The 21,991-nt window shown below is 43.5% G+C and carries 22 protein-coding genes; 4 read left to right on the top strand and 18 right to left on the bottom strand.

What is annotated here, in order from left to right; genetic code table 11:
* Positions 1-11: 11 nt before the first annotated feature.
* The 17 genes from atpF to rpmH form a co-directional block, all read right to left on the bottom strand.
* Complete coding sequence (gene atpF, locus ACYX4N_RS01645; protein WP_075177147.1) at positions 12-482, bottom strand: F0F1 ATP synthase subunit B; 471 nt, start codon at positions 480-482, stop codon at positions 12-14.
* 37 nt (positions 483-519) lie between these two features.
* Complete coding sequence (atpE, locus tag ACYX4N_RS01640) at positions 520-750, bottom strand: F0F1 ATP synthase subunit C (RefSeq protein ID WP_075177146.1); 231 nt, start codon at positions 748-750, stop codon at positions 520-522.
* A 99-nt stretch (positions 751-849) separates the two neighbouring features.
* Positions 850-1,683 carry a F0F1 ATP synthase subunit A gene (gene atpB, locus ACYX4N_RS01635; RefSeq protein WP_118491053.1) on the bottom strand — a complete coding sequence of 278 codons (834 nt, stop codon included), beginning with the start codon at positions 1,681-1,683 and terminating at the stop codon, positions 850-852.
* Positions 1,684-1,784: 101 nt separating this feature from the next.
* Positions 1,785-2,171, bottom strand: coding sequence for an ATP synthase subunit I (locus ACYX4N_RS01630; RefSeq protein WP_476055389.1), 387 nt, complete (start codon positions 2,169-2,171; stop codon positions 1,785-1,787).
* Positions 2,172-2,377: 206 nt separating this feature from the next.
* A complete protein-coding gene (locus ACYX4N_RS01625) occupies positions 2,378-3,256 on the bottom strand; it encodes a ParB/RepB/Spo0J family partition protein (protein ID WP_179985098.1) in 879 nt (292 codons plus the stop codon).
* Between the two features lie 44 nt (positions 3,257-3,300).
* Entirely contained in the window at positions 3,301-4,095 is a 795-nt protein-coding gene (locus tag ACYX4N_RS01620) for a ParA family protein (protein ID WP_474803341.1), read from the bottom strand.
* A gap of 35 nt (positions 4,096-4,130) precedes the next feature.
* The gene (rsmG, locus tag ACYX4N_RS01615; RefSeq protein ID WP_476056406.1) at positions 4,131-4,766 is read right to left on the bottom strand and encodes a 16S rRNA (guanine(527)-N(7))-methyltransferase RsmG; all 636 of its coding nucleotides are present in this window, start codon (positions 4,764-4,766) and stop codon (positions 4,131-4,133) included.
* Between the two features lie 316 nt (positions 4,767-5,082).
* Complete coding sequence (gene mnmG, locus ACYX4N_RS01610; protein ID WP_476055388.1) at positions 5,083-6,984, bottom strand: tRNA uridine-5-carboxymethylaminomethyl(34) synthesis enzyme MnmG; 1,902 nt, start codon at positions 6,982-6,984, stop codon at positions 5,083-5,085.
* Between the two features lie 890 nt (positions 6,985-7,874).
* Positions 7,875-8,702 (bottom strand): ATP-binding protein, encoded by an 828-nt coding sequence (locus tag ACYX4N_RS01605; RefSeq protein ID WP_071960318.1) that lies wholly within the window; start codon positions 8,700-8,702, stop codon positions 7,875-7,877.
* Between the two features lie 6 nt (positions 8,703-8,708).
* The gene (locus ACYX4N_RS01600; protein WP_476055387.1) at positions 8,709-9,377 is read right to left on the bottom strand and encodes a DnaT-like ssDNA-binding domain-containing protein; all 669 of its coding nucleotides are present in this window, start codon (positions 9,375-9,377) and stop codon (positions 8,709-8,711) included.
* A gap of 27 nt (positions 9,378-9,404) precedes the next feature.
* A complete protein-coding gene (gene mioC, locus ACYX4N_RS01595) occupies positions 9,405-9,842 on the bottom strand; it encodes an FMN-binding protein MioC (RefSeq protein ID WP_474803328.1) in 438 nt (145 codons plus the stop codon).
* 97 nt (positions 9,843-9,939) lie between these two features.
* Positions 9,940-11,328: a tRNA uridine-5-carboxymethylaminomethyl(34) synthesis GTPase MnmE gene (gene mnmE / locus ACYX4N_RS01590; RefSeq protein WP_476055386.1), complete on the bottom strand. Its 1,389-nt coding sequence runs from the start codon at positions 11,326-11,328 to the stop codon at positions 9,940-9,942.
* A 2-nt stretch (positions 11,329-11,330) separates the two neighbouring features.
* Positions 11,331-11,813 carry a YajQ family cyclic di-GMP-binding protein gene (locus ACYX4N_RS01585; RefSeq protein WP_334014123.1) on the bottom strand — a complete coding sequence of 161 codons (483 nt, stop codon included), beginning with the start codon at positions 11,811-11,813 and terminating at the stop codon, positions 11,331-11,333.
* 70 nt (positions 11,814-11,883) lie between these two features.
* Complete coding sequence (gene yidC / locus ACYX4N_RS01580) at positions 11,884-13,542, bottom strand: membrane protein insertase YidC (RefSeq protein ID WP_476055385.1); 1,659 nt, start codon at positions 13,540-13,542, stop codon at positions 11,884-11,886.
* Positions 13,543-13,552: 10 nt separating this feature from the next.
* On the bottom strand, positions 13,553-13,801 hold the full coding sequence (gene yidD, locus ACYX4N_RS01575) for a membrane protein insertion efficiency factor YidD (protein ID WP_205422076.1): 249 nt from the start codon (positions 13,799-13,801) through the stop codon (positions 13,553-13,555).
* Positions 13,786-14,145: a ribonuclease P protein component gene (gene rnpA / locus ACYX4N_RS01570; RefSeq protein WP_334059820.1), complete on the bottom strand. Its 360-nt coding sequence runs from the start codon at positions 14,143-14,145 to the stop codon at positions 13,786-13,788. Before rnpA ends, yidD begins: the two co-directional genes overlap by 16 nt.
* 17 nt (positions 14,146-14,162) lie before the next feature.
* The gene (gene rpmH, locus ACYX4N_RS01565; protein ID WP_014290886.1) at positions 14,163-14,297 is read right to left on the bottom strand and encodes a 50S ribosomal protein L34; all 135 of its coding nucleotides are present in this window, start codon (positions 14,295-14,297) and stop codon (positions 14,163-14,165) included.
* 616 nt (positions 14,298-14,913) lie between these two features.
* Between rpmH and dnaA the strand changes: the two genes are divergently transcribed.
* The 4 genes from dnaA to gyrB all read left to right on the top strand — a co-directional run bounded on the left by dnaA (position 14,914) and on the right by gyrB (position 21,357).
* On the top strand, positions 14,914-16,581 hold the full coding sequence (gene dnaA / locus ACYX4N_RS01560; RefSeq protein WP_476055384.1) for a chromosomal replication initiator protein DnaA: 1,668 nt from the start codon (positions 14,914-14,916) through the stop codon (positions 16,579-16,581).
* A 33-nt stretch (positions 16,582-16,614) separates the two neighbouring features.
* Positions 16,615-17,715 (top strand): DNA polymerase III subunit beta, encoded by a 1,101-nt coding sequence (dnaN, locus tag ACYX4N_RS01555; RefSeq protein WP_474856758.1) that lies wholly within the window; start codon positions 16,615-16,617, stop codon positions 17,713-17,715.
* A 124-nt stretch (positions 17,716-17,839) separates the two neighbouring features.
* Positions 17,840-18,928, top strand: a complete 1,089-nt coding sequence (gene recF / locus ACYX4N_RS01550; protein ID WP_476055383.1) for a DNA replication/repair protein RecF — start codon at positions 17,840-17,842, stop codon at positions 18,926-18,928.
* A gap of 8 nt (positions 18,929-18,936) precedes the next feature.
* Positions 18,937-21,357 carry a DNA topoisomerase (ATP-hydrolyzing) subunit B gene (gyrB, locus tag ACYX4N_RS01545; protein WP_474803310.1) on the top strand — a complete coding sequence of 807 codons (2,421 nt, stop codon included), beginning with the start codon at positions 18,937-18,939 and terminating at the stop codon, positions 21,355-21,357.
* A gap of 164 nt (positions 21,358-21,521) precedes the next feature.
* Here the strand turns inward: gyrB and ACYX4N_RS01540 are convergent, their stop codons facing one another.
* Entirely contained in the window at positions 21,522-21,965 is a 444-nt protein-coding gene (locus ACYX4N_RS01540) for a hypothetical protein (protein WP_476055382.1), read from the bottom strand.
* Between the last annotated feature and the right edge of the window lie 26 nt (positions 21,966-21,991).

Here is a 21,991-nt window from a genome sequence, read left to right as displayed (position 1 = left end):
TCATCTCCCTATTAAAGCTCAGCGACAAGTTTTTCAACAATGTCGTTTTGTGCGTTTGCATCGATTTCACGTTGTAAGATTTGCTGTGCGCCAGCTACTGCAAGTGCAGAAACCTGCTTGCGCAAATCTTCTTTGGCACGATTGCGTTCAGCTTCAATTTCGGCATAACCAGAAGCGATAATCTTCTCGCGTTCCGCATGGCCTTTTTGCGTTTCTTCGTCAACCAATTGGTTGGCGCGCTTTTTGGCCTGCTCGATAATTTCAGCTGCTTGCGCTTTCGCATCTTTAAGCTGCTCTGTTGCTTTCGCTTGAGCTAGCTCTAGGTCTTTCTCTGCACGTTCAGAAGCTTCAAGCCCATCGGCAATTTTTTTCTGACGTTCTTCAATCGCTGCCATCAGTGGAGGCCATACATATTTCATGCAGAACACCACGAACACAGCGAAGGCGATTAATTGACCAATAAAAGTGGCGTTAATATTCACTATCGCCTCTCCTCATAAAAGTTCGCTAGAGTATGAATTAAAGTAGGTACTGAGGTGGAGCGAACAATAGGAATAGTGCGATACCAACACCGATCATCGCGATAGCATCGATAAGACCCGCTACGATGAACATTTTAACTTGTAGTTGTGGTGCAAGTTCTGGTTGACGAGCAGCAGACTCTAGGAATTTACCACCTAGAAGACCGAAGCCGATAGCGGTACCAAGAGCACCCATACCAATTAGGATAGCAACTGCGATTGCAAGCATGTTTAAATCTCCGATTTAAAGTTTAGTTAAGGTTAATGTTTAAAATAAAACTCGGTTAAAAACGGTACCGACAAACGTATTCCCGGTACCCGTTAATTCTTAGTGGTCTTCTGCCGCTAGGCTCAAGTACACGATGGTTAGCATCATGAATATAAACGCCTGAAGCGGAAGTACCAGAATATGGAACACAGCCCACATGAAGTGCAGTGGAAGCTGGAAGTAGCCAATCGTCGCGATAAGAATGAAGATTAGCTCACTTGCGTACAGGTTACCGAACAAACGCAGCGCTAGTGAAAGCGGACGCGCAAGCAAAGTAACGGTTTCAAGAATAAAGTTCACCGGAATGAAAAGCGGGTGACCGAAAGGCTGCATAGTAAGCTCTTTAGTAAAGCCACCAATGCCTTTCATCTTGATTGAATAGTAAAGAATTAGGATGAATACACCCGCTGCTAGTGCAAACGTAAGGTTAAGGTCAGTGGTTGGTACCGCCTTCATGTATACATCGTGAGGGTCCATACCAAACGCTGAAGAACCAATTAGGCCCGCGATGGTAGGTAGCAAGTCAACTGGAACAAGATCCATAAGGTTCATTAGCAATACCCATACAAAGATGGTCAGTGCTAATGGCGCGATAAGTGCGCTTTTACCGTGGAAAGTGCTTTTAACGTTGTCGTCAACAAACTCAACAACAAGCTCAACAAACGCCTGCATTTTTCCAGGTACGCCGGTTGTCGCTTTTGAAGCAACGCTTCTAAAAATGATTAGGAAAAGTAAACCAAGACCAATAGACCATGCCAACGTATCGACATGCCATGCCCAAAAACCAGCATCAGAACACGCTTTGTTAAAAGCAATTCCGTTGTCAGTTGAGCACATGGTGGCATTGGTCAAGTGGTGCTTGATGTATTCTGAGGTAGTATATTCAGATGCCATTGTTTAACCCAAGTTGTAAAGTGTAAAAATTTGGTGACTGGTTCTTTAGTCTCAATCGGTCGATTACGTTATTTTCGTTATCGCAACGCCTTGCGTTGTCTTTATTCTTTCGTACCGTAATGAAACATGGCTAGCGCATGGCTAGCAGTTGTAATCACGAACGCTGCGAAAATCTCAAGCGGCGTAGCATTCAAGCCTTTAAACGCAATTACAAATAAAATGATTGTCAGTGCCAGCTTCATTTTTGAGCCTTGGCTAAAACTTCGTGCAACAAGGTCGTTTTTGCTAGCGCCTGCATAGCGAAATGCAAAGCCAGCAAACACTATCGCAGGCAAAATGCTAATTAAAGCCCCTGCCGCTGCCGACATAGCGGAATGACTTCCTCCTGCAGCACCTGCGATGACCGTAACGAATAGGGCCGTGACAGCCTGAAAAAGTAGCCCTTTCTTGGCGAGGTCTAACCCGCGTTTTGCTAACTTGTTCGTCACTTTTACTCGCAGCTTGTTCACGTCTTACAAAAAGCGTCAGAAGTATACTGTTTTACCGACAATTTTCAACAGTACAACGCTTTTTGAAAGTTATTCTGAAAATTTTCTATTGCTATAACCGGAAAGGAGAGTGTCCGCTGCTAGTGTCGGACAGCATGTCAATTGCGGGTAGGCAAGGGAACCACTTCGGCCGTTATTAATATAAACTATTGAATTTTAGAGATAATTCCATCTAATTGTTCAAGGTCACTAAAACTTATCGTTAGCTTACCTTTGCCTTTAGCGTTATGGTCGATGACCACAGGCGTGCCTAAATTTTCTGAAAGCCGAGTCATAAGATTTTGAACATCAGGATCAACTTTCTTCTCAGGCTTTGGCTTCGCGGGCTCTAATAGCTTTTTAACGAGCTTTTCAGTATCGCGAACGGTAAGACCTTTACCCGAAACCACTTGCGCTGTTTCTGACTGAGTTTCGCCTTCTAAAGCTAAAAGGGCGCGGGCATGTCCCATCTCAATATCACCGTGCTCAACTAACAGTTTTACATCGTCGTTCAAATTGTTCAGACGAAGTAGGTTAGTTACGGTTGTACGAGATTTACCCACCGCTTCTGCCACTTCTTGATGAGTTAACGCAAATTCGCTCATTAAACGGTCTAGCGCCTGAGCCTCTTCCATTGCATTAAGATCTTCACGCTGAATATTTTCGATAAGAGCAATAGCAACGGCAGCTTCATCAGGTACGTTTTTGACTAAACACGGCACCTCGTCTAGTTGTGCTAATTGTGAAGCGCGCCAACGACGCTCACCGGCGATAATTTCATAACGGTGTTCATCCACTTTTCTCACAACAATCGGCTGAATAATGCCCTGTGCCCGAATAGATGAGGCTAATTCTTCTAATGCCTCAGGTGACATGTCTTTACGAGGCTGATATTTGCCTGGCACTAAGTATTCAATAGGCAGTTTACTTAACTCACCGTTGGTTGAATTTACCTCGGCGACATCTTGTTCTTTTTGAGCAGATGATTGGCTGGTTGCGAGTAGCGCATCTAAACCGCGGCCAAGGCCTCTTTTACGTGCTGACATAGTGTCCTCTATGGCATGTGCTGATGGTATTCAGCTTATTGTGTTTAACTAGCTTTTGCCTGTTTAGGCGATGTTTTGTCCCTACGGCGCAGTATTTCACCAGCCAATGCTAGGTAGGCTTTAGCACCTGTCGATGACTTATCATAGTACATCGCTGGCGTACCGAAGCTCGGCGCTTCAGCTAGGCGAACATTGCGCGGAATAACCGTACGATAAACTTGTTCACCAAAGTGGCGCTTCAATTGTTCTGAAACGTCGTTAGCAAGGCGGTTGCGCGGGTCGTACATAGTACGCAATACGCCTTCAATCTTCAATTCAGGATTCACCACTGACGCTAATTTTTGAATGGTATCCATAAGGGCCGTAAGACCTTCAAGTGCATAGTATTCGCACTGCATGGGCACCATTACCGAATCAGCTGCAGCTAGGGCGTTCACGGTTAATTGGTTAAGTGAAGGCGGGCAGTCGATAAAGACAAAATCGTAGTAGTCCATAACTGGCTTTAGCGCATTACGAAGCCTTACTTCACGAGCAAACATTTCCATCAGCTTAATTTCTGCTGCGGTCACGTCACCGTTTGCAGCGATGAGGTCGTATTTGCCGCTTGTCGCTTTAACGATGACATCGTTAATGGGCTTCTCTTCAACTAACAACTCGAATGCCGTAGATTCAACGTCGTATTTATCAACGCCGCTACCCATGGTGGCATTGCCTTGTGGATCGAGATCAATTAGCAATACCTTGCGTTTGGTTGCTGCCATTGACGCTGCCACGTTAACTGCGGTGGTTGTCTTCCCAACACCACCTTTTTGATTCGCGATCGCGATTACCTTAGCCACGTTAGATCCTGTTTTCGTCTTTTTCTATTTTTCGGCTATTTCTTTTTTAGCCAAACCAGATGTCGTTCGCCTACTAAATTTGGCACAGTGAGGTTTTCCGTCTTACTCACATGGAAGTGATCACTCACTTCTTCTATTTCATCTTTTGGAAACTGACCTTTAAGCGCCAAAAATTGTCCTTCAGAATCTACCAGATGCTGACACCAGTGCAACATATCTTTTAGCGAAGCGAAAGCTCGACTTAGCACAATATCGTAAGGTCTATCGCCATTGTGCTCTTCTACGCGGCTTTGCACAGGAGTCACATTAGTTAAACCAAGCGTATGCACACATTGGGTCATAAACCGTACGCGTTTGCCTAATGAATCAAGTAGCGTAAAAGATTTATCTGGAAACGCGATGGCTAACGGCATACCTGGAAGGCCAGGGCCTGTACCAACATCAATGATATTGTCACCCTCAAGAAAGGGGACAATCGCTAACGAGTCCAGAATATGTTTTACCATCATTTGCTTTGGATCCCGAACGGAAGTGAGGTTATACGCCTTATTCCATTTATCCATGAGCAGCACATAGTCAATTAACTGCTGCTGTTGCTTATCACTTAAATCTAGTGAAAGGGCATCAAGTCCAGAAACCAAAATGGTATGCAATTCTTGCTTTATCGTCATTGAAAAATCTGTCTGTTCGCGTTGAAGTCTTAAGCTTAACTTAGTCTTTGACATAAACATTAGCGGCGAACCGCAATCTGTTTTATGCATTTGTTACACTTCCATCGCCGCTAATCATTGCGACTTATTCACGTACGAATCAAATGTACGTTAAGTAAAAGCCGCACGACGCTAGTGAAGAGGAACAATAGAACTGTATGGTAAGCACCTAGTTTTTCTAGCTTTCGCATAGCTAAGGCAATTATGACTAGCATAATACGCGAATAAACAGGAAAAACTAAGCGCTGCGAGTAGCCTGATGAATTAAGCGCGTGTTTTACGCACTAATTTTCTCTTGCTTGCGTAACATGCCGTGTTTTTTAAGATAAACCAGCAGTAAAGAAATGGCCGCCGGGGTAATGCCCGAAATGCGCGACGCTTTACCGATTGTTTCCGGTCTGGCTTCGGTTAATTTGGTAACCACCTCATTCGACAGGCCAGAAATCTTGCTGAAATCCATATCCACCGGCAACAACGTATTTTCGTGTCGCTGCGTTTTCGCAATTTCATCCATTTGACGGGCAATGTAGCCAGCGTACTTAATTTGAATTTCTACTTGCTCTGCAGCAATCGGATCTTCAAGGCCTGGGCCTATACTCTCAATTTCCATTAACTGACTGTACGTCATTTCTGGTCGGCGTATCAGTTCTTCAAGAGAATGTTCACGACTCACCGGATTTTTCAGCATAGGATTGAGTTCAGGTGTAGCTGCATGATCAGGGTGGATCCACTGTCCGCGAAGGCGCTGTAGTTCACTTTCTACCGCCTCCATCTTATCGTTAAATTTCGCCCAGCGCGCATCATCAACAAGACCAATCTCTCGGCCCATCGCGGTTAAGCGGCTATCGGCATTGTCTTCACGAAGCAGAAGTCTGTACTCAGCACGGCTAGTGAACATGCGGTACGGCTCTTTCGTACCCATGGTGGCTAAGTCGTCGATAAGTACGCCCATGTATGCTTGGTCTCGGCGTAAAATCAACGGGTCTTTTTCTTGAACTTGTAGCGCTGCGTTCGCGCCCGCTACTAAGCCTTGCGCACCCGCTTCTTCATAGCCAGTGGTACCGTTAATTTGCCCTGCAAAGAACAAACCTCGGATGAACTTAGTTTCCAATGTTTGTTTCAGATCACGTGGGTCAAAGAAATCATATTCAATCGCATAACCCGGGCGAACAATGTGCGCGTTCTCAAAACCTTTGATCGAGCGAACAAGATTCATTTGCACGTCAAACGGCAAACTGGTTGAAATACCGTTTGGATAAACTTCAATGCTGTTTAAGCCCTCTGGCTCGACAAAAATTTGATGCGAAGTCTTGTCGGCAAAACGTGTGATCTTATCCTCAATGCTTGGGCAGTAACGCGGACCAATACCCTCGATAACCCCTGTAAACATGGGTGAGCGATCTAATCCACCGCGGATGATATCGTGAGTTTTTTCATTGGTATGCGTGATGTAACAAGGGATCTGCGTAGGGTGCATACTTCTATCACCCATAAACGAGAATACCGGCGTTGGATTGTCACCAGGCTGAGGTTGCATCACAGAAAAATCTAATGAGCGTGCATCAAGTCTTGCTGGCGTCCCTGTTTTTAAACGCTCAACGCGAAATGGAAGCGCACGAAGTCTTTCTGCAAGAGCAATAGACGGAGGATCGCCCGCACGACCGCCGCGATAGTTCTCAAGACCAATGTGAATGGTACCGCCAAGGAAGGTGCCTACTGTCAGCACGACTGACTTAGCTTTAAATTTCAGGCCCATTTGCGTAACAACGCCACACACCTGATCGTTTTCAACAATGAGATCGTCAACGCTTTGTTGAAACAAAGTTAGGTTTTCTTGATTTTCTACAATGTCACGAATGGCGTTTTTATAAAGCGTTCTGTCAGCTTGTGCACGAGTAGCACGTACCGCTGGGCCTTTTGAAGAGTTCAGTGTTCTAAATTGAATTCCACCTTTGTCGATAGCCAGAGCCATAGCACCGCCTAACGCATCGATCTCTTTTACAAGATGCCCTTTTCCGATCCCGCCGATTGCTGGGTTACAGGACATCTGACCGATCGTTTCGATATTGTGAGTTAGCAAAAGCGTATTTGCTCCCATGCGAGCAGCTGCAAGTGCCGCCTCTGTACCTGCATGTCCACCACCTACAACGATGACATCAAATGCTTCAGCATAAAACATGGTTAAACCTCACTATTAACTTACGATAAGCCGATTAAAAACTAATTTTTTTCACGCAGAGACTGCTGAAAAAAGGGCGCGTATTCTATCTGACTTATTGAATAAAGAAAATGATTAAATTTTCCTCAAAACGAGTTTTTGAAAAGGTGTGATCGAATTATAAGATCTTAAGATCTCTTTTAGATCTGTTTATTTTTACTTTTATTAGGATCATGAAGATCTGTGGGTAACCGATCAAAGCACATTAAGATCATCAAGTTACGCGATCAATAACATTGGGAAACCCCGATCCATAACCCTACCTCAAACTTGTGTATAAATGGCCTTTTTATCCACACCCCGAATCCTTTGAAAAGTTATTCTTTTTTCGATCAAAGCTTATGCACAGTGGTTTGTAGGATCCTATCCACAGGGGTGATCAAGATGTGATCCAACTGGGGATAAAATGTTTGCTATTTATGTATTGCGATCAAAAGATCGTGTTATTACGTGCGTTATAGCGTGATCACATTGTGGAGGAGATCTTTTTCAAAAGCTGTGATTAGATCGTCCGATCACATTAATGTGTCTTTTTAAAAAAGTGCGTAACTTTATTAACAACGAAATTATTTTCTTCAAAATTAGCTATTTCTCACAATAAAAATATCAGCACTGTCCGAAATACAGTCACATTTTAAACCATAAAGTGAAGCAGTAAGGTGATTCAATCGTATGAATGAACGGGATCGATGTGTGTATCTACGTATTGGAACAGTATTATGTGGTTAAACCAGAGATCAACAGATTGATTGATCCACTCTCAATTAACACAGACTGTGAAGAGAATAAGCGTTTCTAAAAGATAAAACGAAGAATGGGCAATGGATTAAAATGGCGTAAACCAGGTGCTGTTAGCGCACCTGGTTAGGTTGATAGCGTGGCTGTGCAACAGAGCCTTGCATATCTTCTTGTTCGATAGTTAGGCCTTCACGGCGGCTTGGGCCTTGGAATCGCACTTTGTACGTGTCGTACTCTTTAATCGATTCGAAACAATAACGGCCAAGGGCATTTTCAAGTTCGGCTAAGTTGTGATTAGTGATTAAGATACAGTTTTTCTTATTCACTAAGCGCTGTCGTAGCAAGTTCCCAAACCAGCTCTGTGCGTTTTTCTTAAGTGCAGACTCGTTGACACAGACCTCATCTAAAATAAGCAAATCTACGTCTAAAAGCTCTTGGTTAATTTCTCTGAAACGCTGACTAGCATTATCGGTAGCAGAGAAATCAAAAGAAAAGTTGCGCATTTCGAGCAGAGTTGAAAGCTGACGGTATAGCACAGAGATCTCATATTGCTCGATAAGTTGATGGGCAATAGCGCCTGCAATATGAGACTTACCGCGACCATAATCGCCGTAGAAAATCATCATATGAGAGCCACTTTGGCGCCACGCTGGATCATCATGAGCAGCAATAAACGACTGTGCGATAGAAACAGCTTCTATAACATCGTCACTGTCTTCCACTAAGTTGGCAAACGTCCACTTTGGATTTAAGTCAGAACGGCCATGGATAGCTTCTACACGCGCTTTCTTACTGCGCTGCTGTAGTTGTGACACTTCCTCGTTAGCTTTCGCTTCATACTGCTTGCGCAGCGTTTTGTAGTCGATGTACTCACCATTGGGATCGACATCTTTTTTAAGCGCTTTGGCAAGATTAGCAATTTTGTCAGTTATACGATCCATAATGAATTAACTCTTCTTTGTTGCGGCATACTTTTCCACCAGCTTTCTAGCATTATCATCTGCTTCTATGCCGGCTGCAACTTTCACTTGCTGAGTACCTACCACTTTTGTTGGAGCATAGCCTGAAGCCAAGCGCTTTCGCTTGATATTGTTGGCAAATTTTTGCGTCCATTGAAATTCACTAAACACAGAACTCGGTCTTCCCAACCAGTAGGCGATGAATTCACCCACCTCATTGTCATCAAATGTCTTATCAATGATACCGAGTAGCGAGGCCATCTCTTCAAACAGCGCTTTATTAGGTGTCCAATTAGCTGTCATTGCACTATGCCGAGCATGCAGTTGATCAAAGTCTGACTGGGGCTCGCTTAGAAGTGGAAGAAGCAGGGTTTTTCCATTAATCGTGTGTTCAAGATCAAGTTCGATGGGCAGGGCGACCAACCCCACTTGTTCAAGCTGCTTCACCAAGCTATTGATCTGTCGGCCACGCTGATAGGGTTCTTCTTTGTCGTCGCCGTTTAGTAAATTTAATAGCTGCTTGTAATCAATAGGCGCAGACGATGTCGTTGCTGAATTTGCACCTATTCGAAGCCCCAGTAAATAAAGCACCCGGCAATCGTTAGAAAGAGGAGATTGCAACGCCGCTAGTTCAGCTTGGGTAAGATTGCTGTTCATAGTGCAATGTCCACATTGATGGTGTTGTTAAGCATTGGCCAGCTTTTCTTCAAACCATTCTACGGCGGCATCTTCAGGAATAGGATGTTCAAGCACATCAATGTAAAGGGCATCAGTGATTAATGTGCCACCTGCGTTTTTTATCTGCTTCTCCATTTCTTTCGCACCGAAACAAAAGGTGTCGTAGCTTGTGTCGCCCAATCCAATAACGTAGGCGTTCACTAAGCTTAAATCAGCATTTTCTAGCTGTTTTGCAAACGGTTGGATATTGTCAGGTAGTTCGCCTGCTCCATGGGTAGACGTGCACACGATCCACGTTGACTCTGTTTTTATCTCGTCCAGATTAGGTTCAGCGTGAATAGTGTGGGTGTGCCCGCTCGCATCAAGCTTTTCCGCAATGGCATCTGCCACGTATTCTGCGGCGCCTAACATGGTGCCAACGATGATTTCAAAATGCTTGCTCATTATTGGGTTGCTTCTCTATTTTCGATTATCGTCTTAACGTAAGTAAGTCTTATCCGTTAGGTTATTCACCTTCTTACTTATCACTTTGTTTATTACGCTACTTGCCGATACAGAATGATGAAAAAATCTTGCCAAGGAGATCGTCGGATGTGAACTCACCCGTTATCTCACATAGCGCTTGATGCGCCAAACGTAACTCTTCAGCCAATAATTCACCGGCCATGGCGTCATGTAGCTGCTGTTCACCAGTGCTTACATAGCTGTAGGCTTGATCAAGTGCATCTATGTGTCGTCTTCGCGCAATAAACTGACCTTCGGTGGTCGTATCAAAGCCCATTGTTTTTGCCAGATGTGCTTTTAGCGTATCGACACCGCTACCTTCTTTAGCAGATAAGTTGATAACCGAGATATCGCCTTGTTCGGTAGCAACCTTACTTTGTCCGATATCTAAGGTACTTAAGTCCGCTTTATTGCGAACTACGGTAACGGGAATGCCTTGTGGCAAGCGCGCCATAAATTCTGGCCAAATCTCGTAAGGGTCGATAACTGACGTTGCGGTAGAATCTACAACAAACAATACATGGTCAGCTTCGTTAATAGCTTGCCACGCACGTTCAATGCCTATTTGCTCTACTTTATCTGGGCTTTCACGAAGACCTGCAGTATCAATAATATGCACCGGCATACCATCAATGTGAATGTGCTCTTTTAATACATCGCGTGTAGTACCGGCGATATCAGTAACAATAGCGCTATCACGTCCTGCTAGGGCGTTTAATAAGCTCGATTTACCGGCGTTAGGGCGCCCCGCTATAACCACCTGCATACCTTCGCGCAACAAGGTTCCTTGTTTAGCCTGCTCGCGCACTTTAGTAAGACTTTGCATGATGGCGCTTAAATCACCCGATACTTTTCCATCAGACAAAAAGTCGATTTCTTCTTCAGGAAAATCAATGGCGGCCTCTACGTACATACGAAGGTGTACGATTTGGTCGGATAGCGTTTGAATTTGTGTGGAAAACTCACCCTGCAGTGAACGCAGCGCACTTTTGGCTGCCTGTTTAGAGCTTGCATCAATCAAGTCGGCAATCGCCTCCGCTTGCGCAAGGTCTAATTTATCATTTAAAAAAGCTTGTTCACTGAATTCACCGGGGTTGGCAAGCCGGGCATGGCCCGTTGCAAGCACGGCATCAATCAGCATGTCCATCACTACTTGGCCTCCATGGCCCTGTAACTCAAGCACATCCTCTCCGGTAAAAGAGTTTGGCCCTTTAAAAAACAGTGCAATGCCCTGGTCTATTACGCTGTTGTTAGCATCAACAAACGGCGTGTAGGTCGCAAGACGTGGTGTTAGTGCGCTTGGTACTAACGCCTCTGCGATGGCTTTAGCCTTAGGACCTGAAACACGCACAATACCTACGCCGCCACGACCGGGCGCTGTCGCTTGTGCAGTAATAGTGTCGGTAGAAAGGGTGAGTGATTCCATAATTAGTCGCGGAAGTTCTTAAATTGGAAAGGTTGGCCTAAGTTCGACTCTTTAACCAGCGAAATTACTTGCTGTAAATCATCGCGCTTCTTCCCAGTTACGCGAAGTTCTTCACCTTGAATAGCGGTTTGCACTTTGATTTTTGCGTCTTTCACAAGCTTTACAATTTTCTTTGCCGTGGGTTGTTCAATACCTTCCTTAAACGCAATGGTTTGGCGATAAGTTTTACCGTGAGCGTCATAAGGCTTCACGTCCATTGATGAGGTATCTACATTGCGCTTAGACATCGCCGTTCTAAACATACTTTCCATTTGCTGAAGTTGGAATTCAGCCTCGGCTTTCATAACCACGGTTTTATCTTTGTATTCAAAGCTGGCATCGATGCCGCGAAAGTCAAAACGCGTTGATAGTTCGCGGCTGGCGTTCTCGGTGGCGTTACGAACTTCTTCCATGTTGATTTCTGAAACAATATCAAATGATGGCACAGGTTAATCCTCTATCTTTTAAGACAAAACAGCCCGCATAGGCGGGCTGTATAATTAATTGATCAGCGTGTTATTTACTGCTGATGCCCCGCTTCTCCATGGAAGCATAAATCATTTTGGCTTGAACCAAGGTAATCACGTTACTAACTAGCCAGTATAGTACCAGACCTGCAGGGAACCACAGGAAGAACACGCTCATTGCTACCGGCATCCACTGCATGATTTTTTGCTGCATTGGATCAGTAATAGTGGTTGGCTGAAGTTTTTGCAATAGGTACATACTCGCGCCTGTTAGAATAGGCAGTACAAAGTATGGGTCTTTTGTAGAAAGGTCAGTAATCCAGAGCACAAAGTCTGCATGGCGTAGTTCAACACTTTCCATCAGTACCCAATAAAGGGCTAGGAAGATAGGCATTTGTAGAAGAAGGGGTAAACAGCCGCCCATCGGGTTTACTTTTTCTTTGCGGTATAGCTCCATCATGGCTTGCGACATTTTCTGTCTGTCATCGCCAAAGCGGTCTTTAAGCTGTTGCATCTTAGGCGCTAGGTTGCGCATGCGCGCCATTGATTCATATTGCTTCTTGGTTAGCCAGTACATTGCGCCTTTCACTACAATAGTGATAAGGATAATTGCCACACCCCAGTTATTAACTAAGCTATGCAGGAACGTAAGAAGGGCAAACAGCGGTTGTGAAATCCAAAATAAAATACCGTAATCGACAGTCAGGTCTAAACCGCGAGCAATCTTGGCAAGTTTATCTTGGTCTTTCGGGCCCATGTATAGGGTAGACGCAATAGTTTTAGTTTCACCTGAGGCAACGCTTTCAGAAGGTGATAATACACCAATGACTGCGTACTGATTTTTCAAGTTACGTGAATAAAGCGTATTGGTTTGTTCTTGTGAAGGTACCCATGCTGACACAAAATAATGCTCAAGCATGCCTACCCAACCCGCTTTTGTGGTTTCACGAAGGTTGTCATCTTCAATCTCGTCAAACGAGTATTTCTGATAGCGGTCATCTTCCGTTGAATAAGCGGCACCACGGTACGTTGGCATAAACATGTTGCCGTCATCTTCAAATTCCATCACTTGCTTAAGCTGCGCGTACGGCTGAACCGTTGCTGCGCTGCCGGTACCATTTTCAACGCTATAGCTTACGTTTACGTCGTAATGACCTTTAGTGAAAGTGAAGGTTTTGGTGATAGCCAGGCCCTGATTGTTTTTCCAGGTAAGAGGAATAACAAGGGTGTCGCCCGTCATTTCATAGAATTCATTTTGCGCGTTGTAAACAGGGCGACCACTGCTGCTGGCATCTGGACCCTGTGCGCCAATAAGACCGCTTTGGGCAACATATAGACCATTGCCAGAGCGAAGCAGGCTGTAAGGAATGTCTGAACCTTGCTCTACTGGAAACTTAAGTAAGTCTGCTGATACTACATCACCGCCTAACAAATCGATGCGTAAATCTAGCGTATCGGTTTTTACTTCAATAATACGGTTTGTATTTTGCGCCGCAGCAATAGGCTGTGCAGCGGGCACGCTATCACTGCTAGGTACATCTTCACTACCATTGTCATCAAATGAAGGTACACCTTGTGATGTTTCTTGCGTTTGTTGTTGCTCAACAGGCACAACTGGCTGCGGCCCATAATCTTTTTGCCATGATTGCCAAAGCAAAAAGCTAACTAGCGCAAGGCCAATTATCAGAAAACTACGTTGCGATTCCATAGAGGTCTCTTTATTTTGAGTGTTTATCTTGTTGTTTTTCCGGCACCGGATCATATCCGCCGGCATGCAAAGGGTGGCATTTTAATATGCGTTTAATAGATAACCAACCGCCTTTTACTAATCCGTGTGTTTTTAATGCATCTATAGCATACCAAGAACAAGAAGGATGAAAACGACATCGTTGCCCTAATATAGGGGAAATGAACCATTGATAAAATTTTATCAAGGCCAAAGGCACAGCAATTAAGAGTTGCCGCAACGCTTGTTTAATTTTTTCCATAGCTTGTCCAATGTAGCGAAAACTTCTTGGTTGCTAAGGTTGTCAGCGCCTGACTTGCCAATAACGATAATATCAACATTGGGTAAGTTGTGCTGCTTATGCCGAAAACTTTCTCTGACTAATCGTTTTAATCGATTTCTATCGTGCGCTTTACGAATACGTTTTTTAGCGAGCGTAATACCCAAACGAGGATTAGAAAGTGTATTTTTTCTAGCTAGAACAGTAAAAGAGGGGGATACAGCAGGGGTTGCGTCATCAAACACATAGGTAAAGTGGGTGGGAGTTAACAGACGTAACTCCCTTGAAAAATTATTCTCACCCACTTTTGGCGTCTTTCTAATTAAGCAGAAAGACGAGCGCGGCCTTTTGCACGGCGAGCTGCTAGTACTTTACGACCATTTTTAGTCGCCATACGAGCACGAAAACCGTGAGAACGCTTGCGCTTTAGATTGCTCGGTTGAAATGTTCTTTTCATGACCAAAGTCTCACTTATATTTAGTTAAACATAGGCGTTTTTGGTAACACATTATACTGTTGCCAGAACAATGTGGTGTTTTCACCAGAAAAGCCCATCGAAAAAGGACGCTGAATTCTAGAGATCTCGGGGCCTGCTGTCAATGGATATTCTTGCTTTTCGGACGAATAAGTGAACAATTTATGCTGTTTTTTGAACGATAACATTGTTTTTTACACAATTTAGTTGTGAATAACGCATAAATTTGACTCAGGTTATCCACAGCTGATTGTGAAAAACATGATGTTAGATATAAATTGCAAGGTGATCTAGTGGTTTTCTTAGTGAAATTTAGAATGATTTTTTCTTCTTATAGTTACATTTGATCTAAAGGTTAATGTGTTTAAATTCAATGGCTTAATATTTTGATCGAAAAGATCGGTCGGGATCACCATTTACATTGTGTTGATAACGTAAGATAATCCACAGCGATTAAAACGAAAACTTAAATTTCTCGCTGCTACTCTACACCTCCAACGCTATTTTCTTCTAATGGCGCGCTTCAGTGCCTGCTATTCTATGCTTGGCTTTCAAAAGAGGGTGGTTTTTAGCGAGTTACGGGAGCTAACAACGTACCATGTCCTTGTGGAACCAATGTCTTGAAAGACTGCGTCAAGAACTACCTACGCAGCAATTTAGTATGTGGATACGACCGCTTGTTTGTGAAGAGCAAGACGGTGTTGTAGCGCTATACGCTCCTAATCGTTTTGTGCTTGATTGGGTAAGAGACAAGTACCTGAATAATATTACTGCTCTGCTAAGGGAATTTGCTGGAGCCGATGCACCTCAGTTGCGTTTAGAGGTAATGAGTCGCAATAGCGTAAACCGTTCTCAGCCGGCTACGGGTAATGCTGCTGGTTCAGTACATAGTTCAAGCGGTGATAGCTACACCAATAGTTCTACTACTGTAAATTCTCCGAATCACGGACATAATTCAAATTACAGCGCGCCACAATTTACTAACCGCAACGACGAGAGCCAGGTTCAGCATTCATCGTATCAGCGTCAGCCCACCATACCTCAAAACAGTAATGTGGCTAGCGGTAGCGATCACTTTAATTATAAAGATCAAAATAAGGATCTTGGTGCTTATTCACAGCAAGCTGATCAGAATAATACTGCTGCAAGAAATGTAGATCCTAATGGTCTGAATCGTTACGGAAATCATGCGCCACGATCGTCAACGCCGCCAAAGGTGATCCCGATCCCTGAAGCGATGAAACATAAGAGCAATATTAATCCGACGTATCAGTTCGATAATTTCGTCGAAGGTAAATCTAACCAACTAGCACGCGCGGCGGCGACTCAAGTTGCGAATAATCCTGGCGGTTCTTATAACCCATTGTTTATCTATGGTGGAACAGGTTTAGGTAAAACTCACTTATTGCATGCGGTAGGCAATGGTATTGTTGCAAACAATGGCGATGCCAAAATTGTTTATATGCATTCCGAGCGCTTTGTGCAAGATATGGTTAAGGCGCTTCAAAATAATGCTATAGAAGATTTTAAACGTTTCTATCGAAGCGTCGATGCGCTACTTATCGATGATATCCAATTTTTTGCAAACAAAGAGCGTTCGCAGGAAGAGTTTTTCCATACGTTCAACGCGCTTTTAGAAGGTAACCAGCAAATTATCTTAACCTCTGATAGATACCCCAAAGAGATTGACGGGGTAGAGGATAGATTGAAGTCGCGTTTTGGCTGGGGCTTAACAATTGCTATTGAGCCACCTGAGCTTGAAACCCGAGTTGCAATCTTGATGCGTAAAGCAGCTGAAAACCGCATACATTTACCTAATGAGGTAGCGTTCTTTATCGCTAAGCGTTTACGCTCGAATGTACGTGAACTAGAGGGCGCTTTGAATCGAGTTATTGCAAATGCTAACTTTACTGGCCGTCCTATCACCATTGATTTTGTGCGCGAGGCGCTGCGCGATTTATTAGCACTTCAAGAAAAGTTGGTTACTGTTGATAATATTCAGAAAACTGTCGCCGATTATTATAAAATAAAAGTAGCTGATATTTTGTCTAAACGCCGTAGTCGTAGCGTAGCACGTCCTCGCCAAGTAGCGATGGCGCTGGCTAAAGAGCTAACTAATCACAGCTTGCCTGAATTAGGTAATGCGTTTGGTGGGCGAGACCATACTACCGTTTTGCATGCGTGCAGAAAAATAGAGCAGCTAAGAGAAGAAAGTCATGATATAAAAGAGGACTATAAGAACCTCATTAGGACTTTGTCTTCCTAACAACACGACTTTGAGAGGCGAGATAGCACAGCGATGAAATTTTCTATAAGCCGCGAACAATTTTTACAACCCCTACAATTAGTGTCAGGTGCTGTTGAGCGTCGACATACGTTGCCAATTCTTTCTAACGTTCTTATTAAAGTTAGTGAGGACGCACTTTGGCTTACCGGTACAGACTTAGAGGTTGAGCTAATTTCTAGTGTAAAGCTAGAGGGCGAATTCACCGAAGGTGAAATTACTGTTCCAGCTAAAAAGCTGTTTGATATTATCCGCGGTATTTCTGAAGGAACAGACATTCATTTTTCCTTAGACGGAAGCAAAGCGCTTATTCGTGCGGGTCGAGGTCGCTACACACTTTCTACGTTATCTGCTAACGACTATCCTAATCTTGAAGATTGGGAAGGTGAGGTCGAATTTGAATTAACGTGCAGTGACTTGAAACGTCTTATCGATGCAACCAGTTTTTCTATGGCGCAACAAGATGTGCGCTATTATTTAAACGGTATGTCTTTAGAAACTGAAGAGAATATCATTCGAACCGTTGCTACTGACGGTCACCGATTAGCCCTCTGCCGTTTGAACTATGAAACTGCGTTACCGGCTCGCCAAGTAATTATTCCTCGTAAAGGTGTATTAGAAATTTCTCGTCTTATTAGCGAAGATGACAAATCGCTTAAAGTACAAATTGGCGCCAATCACCTACGCATATTCTCAAACGATTTCATTTTCACTTCAAAATTAGTAGATGGTAGGTTCCCAGACTATCGCCGTGTTTTGCCTCAAAATGGTGACAAGGAAATTATTGCGAGTAAGGCGGTGCTAAAAGAGGCATTTTCGCGAGCTGCAATATTATCCAATGAAAAGTTCAGAGGTGTACGATTAAACCTCTCTTCCGGTGAACTCAAAATAACCGCAAATAACCCAGAGCAAGAAGAGGCCGAAGAAATCGTTGATGTTCAATATCAGGGCGATGATTTAGAAATAGGTTTCAATGTTGCCTATCTTATAGATGTACTGAACGCATTAGGGTCTGATGGCGTAAAAGTAAGTCTGTCTGATTCCAATGCGAGTGCGCTCATTGAAGATGATGCTGATGATGCCGCGTTATATGTAATTATGCCAATGCGACTATAGTTTACTCTATAAAAGTATTTGCCCTTTTTTCTTGTAACGGCTGTATTTTGCTATCTACATATTCAATCCAAGAAGCGATAAGTTTAGTTATTTATCGCTTCTTTTTTATCTTTAGTGTGGCCTCATGAAACTGGACCGAGTCCAGATTACTCAGTTTCGTAATCTTACTTCCGTAACGCTTTCTCCTTCACCTTCCTTAACAATAATTAAAGGTGCAAATGGCAGTGGAAAATCATCACTAATTGAAGCGCTTTACTATTTAGGGTTTGGTCGTTCTTTTAGAACGAATAAACACAATTCAGTTATTCAGAACGGGCAAGACAGCTTTAGCGTTTTTGCTTCCTGTAAAACTGAAACAGAAGAAAAACTGAAGCTCGGTTTTCAAAGAAGTAAAAACGAAACATTTACCTGTAGTATTGATGGCGAACACTCAAATAAATTGTCTGACTTAGTCAGCTTAGTTCCTATTCAACTTTTTACGCCTCAAAGTACAGACCTCATAATAGGCTCGCCATCTGAACGTCGACGTTTTTGTGATTGGGGGTTGTTTCACGTGGAACATCAATTTCAATCTCTTGCTAATCAGTATGGTAAGTTTTTAAAACACAGAAATGCTCTATTAAAGCAGCAAGCTAACTTGTCCGCACCACAAAACCAATATTGGGAAACACAGTTTTCCGAACTGGGAGAGACGTTAACGTCTACTCGACAAAGCTATGTCGATAGACTTACACCTATTTTTAAACAGTATGCAGAAGAATTTCTTCCAAACTTTGATGTGGAATTAAGTTACTATAAAGGGTGGGAAAAAGATGTCGCTTTATCAGAAAGCTTAGTTAAAAAACGCGAGTATGATGGTAAAATAGGACATACCTCTTCTGGGCCTCACAAAGCAGATTTAAGGCTTAAAGTGAATGGTGTTAATGCCCAAGAGCTTTTATCGAGAGGACAGCTTAGAATGGCTGTGGCTGCATTACAAATGTCACAGACAAAGCTTTTCAATTCGGCAACCCAACGGAAAAGTATATTTCTACTTGACGATGTAGGTGCTGAGTTAGACGCAGATAAAAGAGAACAATTTATTGATGGGTTGCTCGAAATGGATACGCAGGTTTTCGTTACTGCAATTGAGTCCTCGCAACTCGCATTTATACAAAAATACAACGAAAAGAAAATGTTTCACGTGGAACATGGAAGCGTGAAAGAGGAGTAAAAGCTAGTATGTCAGAAGAGAACAACTACGACTCGTCCAGTATTAAAGTACTTAAAGGATTAGATGCAGTAAGAAAGCGTCCGGGTATGTATATCGGTGATACTGATGATGGTACCGGATTGCACCACATGGTATTTGAGGTAGTCGATAACTCTATCGATGAAGCACTGGCGGGACACTGTTCTGAAATAACTGTGCAAATCCATAGTGACGGATCAGTTTCTGTGTCTGACGATGGACGTGGTATCCCTACAGAATTACACCCTGAAGAGGGTGTGTCTGCAGCTGAAGTTATTATGACGGTGCTTCACGCAGGCGGTAAATTCGATGACAACTCATATAAAGTTTCCGGCGGTCTTCACGGTGTTGGTGTATCGGTAGTAAATGCACTTTCTAGTCGACTGAAGCTGCGCATTCGTCGCGCTGGCAAAGCTCATGAGCAAGAATACCAACATGGTGTTCCACAAGCTCCTCTTGCAGTTACTGGCGATACAGACAAAACAGGAACAATGATTCGTTTCTGGCCAAGCTCTGATACATTTACAGATACACTGTACCATTACGATATTCTTGCTAAGCGCCTTAGAGAACTTTCATTTTTGAATTCTGGTGTGTCAATTCGTTTGAAAGACGAACGCGACGGTAAAGAAGACCACTTCATGTACGAAGGTGGTATTCAAGCCTTTGTTGAATATTTGAATGAAAAGAAAACGCCTGTACATCAAAAAGTGTTTCACTTCGCCAGCGAGCAGGAAGATGGCATTGCTGTAGAAGTTGCAATGCAGTGGAACGACAGCTTCCAAGAAAATGTTTTCTGTTTTACCAACAACATTCCACAGCGTGATGGTGGTACTCACTTAGCAGGCTTCCGTGGAGCGTTGACGCGTACGCTGAACAACTATATGGAAAAGGAAGGCCTAAATAAAAAGGCTAAAACCAACGCCAGTGGTGATGATGCTCGTGAAGGTCTTACAGCTGTAATTTCAGTAAAAGTACCTGACCCAAAATTTAGCTCACAAACAAAAGATAAGCTTGTATCTTCTGAAGTTCGTCCTGCGGTTGAATCTGCGATGAATGAAAAGCTTGCCGATTTCCTATTAGAAAACCCAGCTGAAAGTAAGATTATTGCAGGTAAAATCATCGATGCTGCGCGAGCGCGTGAAGCTGCTCGTAAAGCACGTGAAATGACACGCCGTAAGGGCGCACTAGATTTGGCTGGTCTGCCAGGTAAGCTTGCTGATTGCCAAGAAAAAGATCCTGCACTGAGCGAACTATACATAGTGGAGGGTGACTCAGCGGGCGGTTCAGCCAAGCAGGGTCGCAACCGTAAAAACCAAGCTATTTTACCGCTTAAAGGTAAAATCCTTAACGTTGAGAAAGCACGTTTCGACAAGATGCTTTCTTCACAAGAAGTTGCAACGCTTATCACAGCATTAGGCTGTGGTATTGGCCGTGACGAATATGACCCAGAAAAGCTACGCTATCACAGCATCATTATCATGACCGATGCTGATGTGGATGGCTCTCACATTCGTACGCTTCTACTAACGTTCTTCTATCGTCAAATGCCTGAAATCATCGAACGTGGTTATGTTTATATTGCTCAACCTCCACTTTATAAGGTGAAGAAAGGTAAGCAAGAACAATATCTAAAAGACGATGATGCTTTGACTAATTATCTTACAGGTATCGCTATTGATGGGGCATCATTGCACACTAGTGATGACGATCCAGGTATCAGCGGTGTAGGGTTAGAAAACCTAGTTAAGCAATATCAGTCAGTAGAGAAAATGATTGCCCGTATGAAGCGCAAAATGCCTTCAGCGATTCTTTACCGCATGCTGTACACGCCTACGCTTAACCTTGAAGATCTGAAAGATGAATCAGCTCTGGAGCACGTAGCGAAACACTTCGTAGAGCAGCTTACAGAGCGCGAAAACGATGGTGCAACGTACCGTTATGAAATTCGTACTGACGCAGAGTTAAGCGAATACTACATTACGATTATCATGCGTATGCACGGTATCGATTATGAGTACATTATCGACCATGAATTCATTGAGTCGTCTGAGTACCAGCGTCTGAAAGAACTTAACTTAGCTATCAATGATATGATGGGTGTAGACGCTTACATTAAGCGTGGTGAGCGTAAGCAGCCAGTAGAGTCTTTCAAAGACGCTTTAGAGTGGTTAATGAATGAAGCGAAACGTGGACAATACATTCAGCGCTATAAAGGGCTAGGCGAGATGAACCCGGAGCAGCTTTGGGAAACTACCATGGACCCTGAAAGCCGTCGTATGCTTCAAGTTACTATTGAAGATGCTATCGGTTGTGACCAATTATTTACAACGTTAATGGGCGACCAAGTAGAGCCGCGTAGAGAATTCATCGAAGCGAATGCGCTAAAGGTAGAAAACCTAGACGTGTAGTAGATAAAATCTGCTGAAAAGAAAGCGACCACATGGTCGCTTTTTTTATGTATAAAGAACGAGAAAATTCGCTACAAGACAGTAACGTTATAGTGTGTTTACCGTAGTGGATAAAATGATTAATGATATATGTAAAAAAATGCCGCTTCAATGCGGCATTCTTTTTAAACTTTGGTCACTATTAATGCGACTTCTCCTGCACTAGCAGGGTTTACTGTAAAGCGATAAGTGCCAGTAGTAGAGGGGGTGAATTGTAAGTTCTCTGAGCCTTGCTCACAGACTAAATAGGCGGTAGAGCCTAGCATCACAGGCTGGCCTTTATATTTGCCTCCACAGCTCTGTGAGGGCGTCCATTTTGCATCAGATAATCTGAAATCGTAAGGTTGTCCGTCGGCAATCAGTTCAACATCTACTGCCCAACCTGAATCTGACCTTTTGAACTTATAGCTTGCATCGGCTTCCCACCAATTAAACACGCCTCTTAAAAACATGTTTTCAAATTGAATACGTGGCACTTCCGGTGCTATTTCTGGGATCTTAAAGCTTCCACTGCTTGAGCATGCTGACAGGGCTATGCACATAGAAGCAATAGTTAGTAACTTTTTCACAGTTTCTCCCTTTATAAAAAAGCCCA

The organism is Alteromonas sp. ABH4_452 (assembly GCF_056311825.1).
This window is presented reverse-complemented; position numbering and strand designations above follow the sequence as displayed.

What these genes read in the sequence shown, in the direction of transcription:
- ACYX4N_RS01625 (WP_179985098.1), bottom strand. Translation starts at nt 3,256, where the DNA reads ATGTCAGCACGTAAAAGAGGCCTTGGCCGCGGTTTAGATGCGCTACTC.
- gyrB (WP_474803310.1), top strand. Translation starts at nt 18,937, where the DNA reads ATGTCAGAAGAGAACAACTACGACTCGTCCAGTATTAAAGTACTTAAA.
- recF (WP_476055383.1), top strand. Translation starts at nt 17,840, where the DNA reads ATGAAACTGGACCGAGTCCAGATTACTCAGTTTCGTAATCTTACTTCC.
- rpmH (WP_014290886.1), bottom strand. Translation starts at nt 14,297, where the DNA reads ATGAAAAGAACATTTCAACCGAGCAATCTAAAGCGCAAGCGTTCTCAC.
- mnmE (WP_476055386.1), bottom strand. Translation starts at nt 11,328, where the DNA reads ATGGAATCACTCACCCTTTCTACCGACACTATTACTGCACAAGCGACA.
- dnaN (WP_474856758.1), top strand. Translation starts at nt 16,615, where the DNA reads ATGAAATTTTCTATAAGCCGCGAACAATTTTTACAACCCCTACAATTA.
- ACYX4N_RS01600 (WP_476055387.1), bottom strand. Translation starts at nt 9,377, where the DNA reads ATGAACAGCAATCTTACCCAAGCTGAACTAGCGGCGTTGCAATCTCCT.
- mioC (WP_474803328.1), bottom strand. Translation starts at nt 9,842, where the DNA reads ATGAGCAAGCATTTTGAAATCATCGTTGGCACCATGTTAGGCGCCGCA.
- mnmG (WP_476055388.1), bottom strand. Translation starts at nt 6,984, where the DNA reads ATGTTTTATGCTGAAGCATTTGATGTCATCGTTGTAGGTGGTGGACAT.
- atpE (WP_075177146.1), bottom strand. Translation starts at nt 750, where the DNA reads ATGCTTGCAATCGCAGTTGCTATCCTAATTGGTATGGGTGCTCTTGGT.
- dnaA (WP_476055384.1), top strand. Translation starts at nt 14,914, where the DNA reads ATGTCCTTGTGGAACCAATGTCTTGAAAGACTGCGTCAAGAACTACCT.
- rsmG (WP_476056406.1), bottom strand. Translation starts at nt 4,766, where the DNA reads ATGACGATAAAGCAAGAATTGCATACCATTTTGGTTTCTGGACTTGAT.
- atpB (WP_118491053.1), bottom strand. Translation starts at nt 1,683, where the DNA reads ATGGCATCTGAATATACTACCTCAGAATACATCAAGCACCACTTGACC.
- yidC (WP_476055385.1), bottom strand. Translation starts at nt 13,542, where the DNA reads ATGGAATCGCAACGTAGTTTTCTGATAATTGGCCTTGCGCTAGTTAGC.
- ACYX4N_RS01605 (WP_071960318.1), bottom strand. Translation starts at nt 8,702, where the DNA reads ATGGATCGTATAACTGACAAAATTGCTAATCTTGCCAAAGCGCTTAAA.